Consider the following 7,304-nt stretch of genomic DNA (forward strand, 5'->3'; position numbering starts at 1 on the left):
ATCACCAGTGACAACATCAAATGTAACAGATGTATGGAACAACAAGGAATTCCAGGTTGATTTAACAACGACTGACAACCTAAGCGGCGTAGCTCAAACATTCTATTCCGTAAACGGCTCTGAGTTTGTAGAAGGTATAAACTTTACTGTAAGTGAAGAAGGAATAACCGAAGTAACTTACTACAGTGTAGACGTTGCCGGGAACAAAGAAGATGTTCAAACAGTACAAGTAAAAATCGACAAAACAGCACCAACCATCGAACTAGATGTAGCTGATGAATATGCGTTAGGAACGGATTTAAAATTAACTTATATCGCAGCTGATAATCACTCCGGGATTGCACATGAACAAATGACTGTTAATGGCCAAATTGTTCAAAATGGTGGAAATGTGTCGTTCGATAAACCGGGTCAATATGTAATTGAAATTGAAGCAACAGATCACGCAGGATGGACAACAAAGGTTACAAAAACGATCCTTGTTTATATTCCAGCAACTGTTGAAGTATTGCCTAAGGTTATGAATGGAAATAAAGGTGCTTTCACAGTACAAGTATCGTTACCAATGGGCTATAGCCCTAAAGACTTTGATTTAGATGAAGTGACTCTTAATGGGGTTTCGGCTCTAACATCAAACAAAGGCTATTACCAACAAGCTAAAAAAGGCCAGTTCAAGTTTGAACGTCAAGACTTCTTCTGGGTTCGTGGTCAAATGACAATGAACTTTGAAGGAAAACTTGGTGACTTCGTAGTAAAAGGACAGGCTGATGTGAAAGTAATCAAATAATTTTAGAGGGGCATCTAATGTAGCTTTGCTACAGTGGGTGCCCTTTTTCGATATTATTATGTTTTTCTATTCAATTTAAAATACCAGCTATAAAATACCCATAATACATATAAGGTAGCGTAAATGGATAGCCAGGAAACATACCAGTCCCAATGTAGATAACGAATAAGGTCCGTGTATTTTTCAAATAGGACCTCCGATATGGTTAGTACTGTACAGAATCCACTTATATAGATAAACTTCCTCCAAAGCGTTTTTGTTCGTGGGTAATGGATACAAAAGAAAACACCGATAATAGGATAAACTAAGAATTCGAATAAAAAGCTTGTCCCATTGACGTCGGGGAGTTCTCTAACAGGGTATTCAAGTAAATGATATTCGACTGGGATTAGCCCAAGAGACCAAGTGATAAACTGTTGAAACAAAAAGGCGATACTCGCTTCTCTCCATTTACTCTTTGGGATATAAGCAAGTGACATGAAGGTACATGCGTAAATGATGTATAAAATCATATGATCCATCTTCATGGGTATCCAACCTTACCTGAGATTGGCTGCTCAATCACCCATAACACATAACGACGGCACAGCCATAGCTCAATTAAAAAATTAAAGAAACTTCTTATCATACTTTCCGGATTAACGGACATAATATTGGTAAATAATGACAATGTAAACATAGTCAAGAGAATGATACCAACCCAGAGCAAATAGTGAGTCAAACGTCTTTTATAAGGGGCATTTCTGGGGAAGCTCATTTGAAAAAAAACGGCGATGCTAGGAAAAACTAAAAATTCCATTGTAAAACTGACCTTGGTTGCATGTTTAAAAAATCGTACTGGAGATTCAAGTAAACCTGCATAAGTAAGCGCAATGCTAAAGACCCAGGTCAACATCTGAAAAAACAAAAAGGCAGCAATCGCTTCTCGTAGTCGGCTTTTAGGAACACCTTTCCAAAGTACAACTGGTAATACAATCCATAATAAAATAAGTACATAAAAGTCGAAATTCATATCTATCACCCTTTAAATTAATATGTGAGGCGATGTGAAAGTCTATCCGTTATCTTGTATTTTTATTAGTTTATATAATTTCCAATTTTACACAATAATCCATAACCATTTTGGATATACTACTACTGAAGAATTCTTCGAGTAATCTCATCTTAGAAACCACACAAGAACCATTCATAACTCGCCTTAGACATGCATATATTTTTAAACCTACACATATTGTTTACAAATTTACATGAATAGCAAAAAAGAAGGGCAACTGGGATAATTATGTCCATTTTGGTGCGACGATGAACCTGTCCCTGTGTCCCAATGGTCAAGCACCTGGGACAATGAACCTGTCCCCATGACCCACACAATATGTTAATAAATTCACATTTTCTTCATATTTTCTTTACGAAAAAGCAGGAATTGGGGAGGTGTCTGTAGAAATAGTACCTATAACCTTAATTTAAAAGAGGTTATATTGTTACACAGGTTGGTTACTCTAAAAAGGGTCTGGGCTGTGTCCAATGCATTAGAGTTAAAAGGAGGAGTTCATGTATGAATTACAACGTTCGTGGTGAAAACATTGAGGTAACTCCAGCATTGCGAGAGTATGTTGAGAAGAAACTAGGAAAGCTTGAACGCTATTTTGACAGCACTCCAGATGCAAACGTAAATGTTAACTTAAAAGTGAATAATGCAAAGGATCATAAAATAGAAGTGACGATTCCGATGCCACAGCTTTTGCTTCGTGCAGAGGAATCTCATGAAGATATGTACGCGGCAATCGACATTGTGACGGATAAGCTTGAGCGTCAAATCCGTAAGCATAAGACAAAAGTCAACCGTAAGCTTCGTGAAAAAGGGTCTACCAAGACAATGTTTGTTAATGGTGGAACTGGAACAGCAACGGCGGTTCAAGAAGCAGAGGATGAGGATTACGAATTAGTTCGTACGAAGCGCTTTGATTTGAAACCGATGGACAGTGAAGAGGCGATTCTGCAAATGAATATGCTTGGTCACAACTTCTTCGTTTTCACAAACGCAGAGACAAATACTACAAATGTCGTGTACCGCCGTAAGGATGGGAAATACGGCATTATTGAACCTAGCTAAATAACAATTTATAAAGAGTGCAGTCTAATCCATTAGGCTGCCTCTTTTTTGAGAAAAATAGGGGAAATCCCCCATAGCCAAAATACTTCACATCGTAGATAATACAAATGCGGGGAAACTCGCAATTTACCGATTTTTCAATAAAGCAGGGATATCTATGATTACTATTCTACAACCAACCCTTTCAAATATTGCGATTATTTTGTTCATGTATTTATGCATCAGCAACCTGGTGACGAATCGAAAATCGATTAACAAGTATCTATTTTCAACGAGCGTTCTCATCTTCACCTCTGCCTGCGTGGTATTTCTATTTTATTTGCCGATCCGCTACGATGGCTACCAGTTTGATCTTCGCCTTGTTCCTCTGGTGATCTTCACTCTTTTGTTGGGGTGGAAGCATGCGATTCCTACGCTTGTTATTGCGGTTAGCTGGAGGCTCGGCATGGGTGGAGTGGGGGCTATGCCCGGCGTGGTGTTCGGCATGATTCTCCCTGTTTTACTGGCTCTTCTTTTTCATAAAAAGGATCGAGCGATGCCAAGCCCAATTTCGTTAGTTTCTTTAATGACGGCTTGCTGGCTTGTTTCAGACTTGCCGATTCTTTTTCTTGTGCCGAATGGTGCGGAAGTATTCAGTGAAATCTATCTTGTACGGATTTTGGCACTCCAGTTATCCGCGTTTATTCTGTATTTTTTCATTAATCAGTTGGATAGAGAAGTGGTGTTAAAACGAAAACTGCGGTTTTATGCGGAACGTGACCCTCTGACTGGGCTTTATAATATGCGTTATTTTGAAAGTCGTATCAAAAAAGGGACAAGCTCTCATCAGAAGTATATCGTGATGATTGATGTTGATCATTTTAAAAAAATCAATGATACATTCGGTCACCTTAATGGTGATTCGGTTTTAATAAATGTAGCGACCACATTACTGAAACTTGTTCCGTCAGATCTTTCCCTACTCGGACGCTATGGTGGTGAGGAGTTTATTTTATATTTAGAGGTGGATTCGAAGGAACAGTTGATGAAAATTGTTTCTGGGATTCGTAGCGGGATTGAAAGAACACCGTTTTATGTGGAGAACCAGAAGCTTCAGGTAACGGTATCGATTGGGGTTTCCGAACTCACAGACCCGTCAAAACTATACCAAGCCATCGAAAAAGCGGACAACTCCTTGTATGCATCAAAGCAAAATGGCAGGAATCAAATTAGTTATGCGATGTAAGTATCCTGCGGGGTACTTTTTTTGTTGTCTAGCTTCAGCTACTCAAGAGCATTAATCGACAGTCTGGCGCCTAGCATTTTTTGCTTTGTCGAATCCCCTCACATCAAGAAACCCGATAATATTTTACCCTTGTCCTTTTTAGTGGTAAAATAGAAGATATTTCGTTTTTGTTTTTAAAAAATCATTCAGCTTACAGCTGGTGTGAATTTACGATAGAGGAGCGTACATAATGCTTGGAATTTTAAACAAAGTTTTTGATCCAAACAAACGCACAATCAAGCGATTGGAATCACTTGCTGATAAAATTGAGGCACTTCATCCTGAAATGGAGAAGCTTTCGGATGAGGCCCTTCGCAACAAAACCGAAGAGTTCAAGGAACGTTACCAAAAAGGTGAAAAACTCGATGATATACTCGTTGAAGCTTTCGCTGTTGTTCGTGAAGGTGCAAAGCGTGTGTTGGGTCTGCACCCATACCGCGTGCAGCTAATGGGGGGGATTTCCCTTCATGAAGGAAATATTTCCGAGATGAAAACAGGGGAAGGTAAAACGTTAACTTCCACAATGCCTGTTTATTTAAATGCAATCACTGGTAAAGGCGTTCACGTTGTTACTGTCAACGAATACCTTGCTAGCCGTGATGCGCATGAGATGGGGCAGCTTTATGAGTTTTTAGGTCTATCGGTTGGATTGAACCTAAACTCTATGTCTCGTGAGGAAAAAATTGAAGCCTACCGCGCTGATGTTACGTACGGTACGAACAATGAGTTCGGTTTCGACTATCTTCGTGATAACATGGTCCTTTATAAGGAACAAATGGTGCAGCGTCCGCTTTATTTTGCCGTAATTGACGAGGTTGACTCGATTTTAATTGATGAGGCGCGTACACCGTTGATTATTTCCGGCTCCGCTCAAAAATCAACATCGCTTTACGTTCAGGCAAACGGATTTGTGACCACTCTTAAAAAAGAAGAAGACTACACCTATGATGAAAAAACAAAGGGTGTTCAGCTTACTGAAGAAGGAATTTCAAAGGCTGAAAGAGTATTCGGCATTGAAAACCTGTTTGATATTCAAAATGTGACCTTGATTCACCATATCAACCAAGCGTTAAAAGCGAATGCAAGTATGCATCGTGACATTGACTATGTGGTTGATGAAGGGGAAATCGTCATCGTTGACCAGTTCACAGGTCGTCTGATGAAGGGACGTCGTTATAGTGAAGGCCTTCACCAAGCGATTGAGGCGAAGGAAGGCGTCGAAATTCAAAATGAGAGTATGACGCTTGCGACGATTACGTTCCAAAACTACTTCCGTATGTATGAGAAGCTTTCAGGTATGACAGGTACAGCGAAGACGGAGGAAGAGGAATTCCGCAACATTTATAATATGAACGTTGTTGTGATTCCAACAAACCGTCCAATTGCTCGTGATGACCGTCCTGATTTAATTTACAAATCAATCGAAGGAAAGTTCCGCGCGGTGGCCGACGATATCGCTGAGCGCCATGCGAAGGGACAACCTGTCTTAGTTGGTACAGTTGCGATTGAGACGTCTGAAATTATTTCGAAGTTTTTATTGAAAAAAGGCGTGAAGCATAATGTCTTGAACGCGAAAAACCACGCGCGCGAGGCTGAAATCATTGAAAATGCGGGTGAAAAGGGTGCCGTAACGATCGCGACAAACATGGCTGGTCGTGGTACTGACATCAAGCTTGGCGAAGGTGTCAAGGATCTTGGTGGTCTAGCGGTTATTGGTACAGAGCGCCATGAGAGCCGACGTATCGACAACCAGCTTCGTGGACGTTCAGGTCGTCAAGGGGACCCTGGTGTGACGCAATTCTATCTATCGATGGAAGATGAGCTCATGCGCCGCTTCGGTTCTGACAATATGAAAAATATGATGGAGCGTCTTGGCATGGATGATTCCCAGCCAATCCAAAGTAAAATGGTCTCAAAAGCGGTTGAGTCTGCGCAAAAACGCGTTGAGGGCAATAACTTTGATGCTCGTAAACAGCTTTTACAATATGACGATGTACTTCGTCAGCAACGTGAGGTAATTTACAAACAGCGTTTCGAGGTTCTTGATTCCGAGAATCTTCGCGAGGTTGTTGAGAATATGATTAAGTCTTCTTTAGACCGTGCTGTTCAAGCCCATACTCCAAAGGATGAGGTGGAGGAAGACTGGAACTATAAAGGAATCATTGATCATGTCAATGCGAACCTTTTATTTGAAGGCGATGTGACCGAGAACGATCTTCGCGGAAAAGAGCCAGAGGAAATGTCCGAACTCATTTTTGCAAAGGTTAAACAGCGCTATGATGAAAAAGAAGCCCAAATTGAGCCAGAACAAATGCGTGAATTTGAACGAGTCGTTGTGCTTCGTTCTGTCGACAGCAAATGGATGGACCATATCGACCAAATGGATCAGCTTCGTCAAGGAATTCATTTGCGTGCATACGGTCAAACGGACCCACTTCGCGAATACAACTTTGAAGGCTTTGCGATGTTTGAAAACATGGTTGCTTCCATCGAGGACGATGTGGCGAAGTTTGTGATGAAGGCGCAAATCCGTAACAATCTGCAGCGTGAAGAAGTGGCGAAGGGCCATGCCGTTCAACCAAAAGAAGGCGGCGAGGAAAAGCCGAAGAAACGCCCAGTTCAAAAAGCCGTTAACATCGGCCGTAACGACCCTTGCTACTGTGGTAGCGGTAAAAAGTTTAAAAACTGTCACGGTAAATAATGGGTCAAAGGGACAGGTCCCTTGACCCAGATGAAGATAACTTTTGGATAGGTGAGAGGTAAGCTCTCACCTTTTCCTTCGAAAAAAACCGGGACTAATAAGAAAAGCACAAGGCGCCTGTCTATCGGCGACAAGCACAAGAAAAGCGCTGACAGAAGGCGTTTTTTGCCTTCAGAAGCGATTGGCTTGTGACCTCGAGCCGATGGCGCCTGGGAGCTAGACAACAAAAACTAAGTGCGGTATTTTTATACTTAACAATCTAACAAAAAAATGAGTAAGATAATCAAGAAGGATTCATTATATAACTATATTCAGTCAGGGACTAAATATAGTAAAGCCTCTAGCGGATGCCACGATTTTTGAAAAAGAAATTTTTCGAGCCTAAGATCAAAGACTAAGATCGCCACTTCAACGTCTTTGTGACCCACCTCGTGTGGGC

6 protein-coding genes are annotated in these 7,304 nt (G+C 41.0%); 4 read left to right on the forward strand and 2 right to left on the reverse strand.

Going from position 1 to position 7,304, the window contains the following annotated elements; genetic code table 11:
* Positions 1-787 (forward strand): OmpL47-type beta-barrel domain-containing protein (locus V7112_RS14730; RefSeq protein WP_438823893.1); only part of this gene is annotated, 787 nt, incomplete at its 5' end.
* A 56-nt stretch (positions 788-843) separates the two neighbouring features.
* On the opposite strand, the gene V7112_RS14735 is transcribed toward V7112_RS14730, so the two are convergent.
* Together V7112_RS14735 and V7112_RS14740 are read right to left on the reverse strand one after the other, a co-directional pair.
* Positions 844-1,314, reverse strand: a complete 471-nt coding sequence (locus V7112_RS14735; protein WP_335421069.1) for a CBO0543 family protein — start codon at positions 1,312-1,314, stop codon at positions 844-846.
* Positions 1,311-1,799, reverse strand: coding sequence for a CBO0543 family protein (locus V7112_RS14740; protein ID WP_335421071.1), 489 nt, complete (start codon positions 1,797-1,799; stop codon positions 1,311-1,313). Before V7112_RS14740 ends, V7112_RS14735 begins: the two co-directional genes overlap by 4 nt.
* Before the next feature lie 543 nt (positions 1,800-2,342).
* On the opposite strand from V7112_RS14740, the gene hpf reads away from it, so the two are divergent.
* The 3 genes from hpf (at position 2,343) to secA (ending at position 6,865) form a co-directional block, all read left to right on the forward strand.
* The gene (gene hpf, locus V7112_RS14745; RefSeq protein WP_335421073.1) at positions 2,343-2,900 is read left to right on the forward strand and encodes a ribosome hibernation-promoting factor, HPF/YfiA family; all 558 of its coding nucleotides are present in this window, start codon (positions 2,343-2,345) and stop codon (positions 2,898-2,900) included.
* 157 nt (positions 2,901-3,057) lie between these two features.
* Positions 3,058-4,125, forward strand: coding sequence for a GGDEF domain-containing protein (locus V7112_RS14750; protein ID WP_335421075.1), 1,068 nt, complete (start codon positions 3,058-3,060; stop codon positions 4,123-4,125).
* Positions 4,126-4,354: 229 nt separating this feature from the next.
* A complete protein-coding gene (gene secA, locus V7112_RS14755; RefSeq protein ID WP_335421078.1) occupies positions 4,355-6,865 on the forward strand; it encodes a preprotein translocase subunit SecA in 2,511 nt (836 codons plus the stop codon).
* The last annotated feature ends 439 nt before the right edge of the window (positions 6,866-7,304 follow it).

The sequence above is a fragment of the Bacillus sp. JJ1566 genome (assembly GCF_036962685.1).
Lineage (GTDB): Bacteria > Bacillota > Bacilli > Bacillales > Bacillaceae_L > Ferdinandcohnia.

Bases quoted from the DNA above. Each gene is read 5' to 3' on its own strand.
- hpf (WP_335421073.1), top strand. From the start codon at position 2,343: ATGAATTACAACGTTCGTGGTGAAAACATTGAGGTAACTCCAGCATTG.
- secA (WP_335421078.1), top strand. From the start codon at position 4,355: ATGCTTGGAATTTTAAACAAAGTTTTTGATCCAAACAAACGCACAATC.
- V7112_RS14750 (WP_335421075.1), top strand. From the start codon at position 3,058: ATGATTACTATTCTACAACCAACCCTTTCAAATATTGCGATTATTTTG.
- V7112_RS14740 (WP_335421071.1), bottom strand. From the start codon at position 1,799: ATGAATTTCGACTTTTATGTACTTATTTTATTATGGATTGTATTACCA.
- V7112_RS14735 (WP_335421069.1), bottom strand. From the start codon at position 1,314: ATGAAGATGGATCATATGATTTTATACATCATTTACGCATGTACCTTC.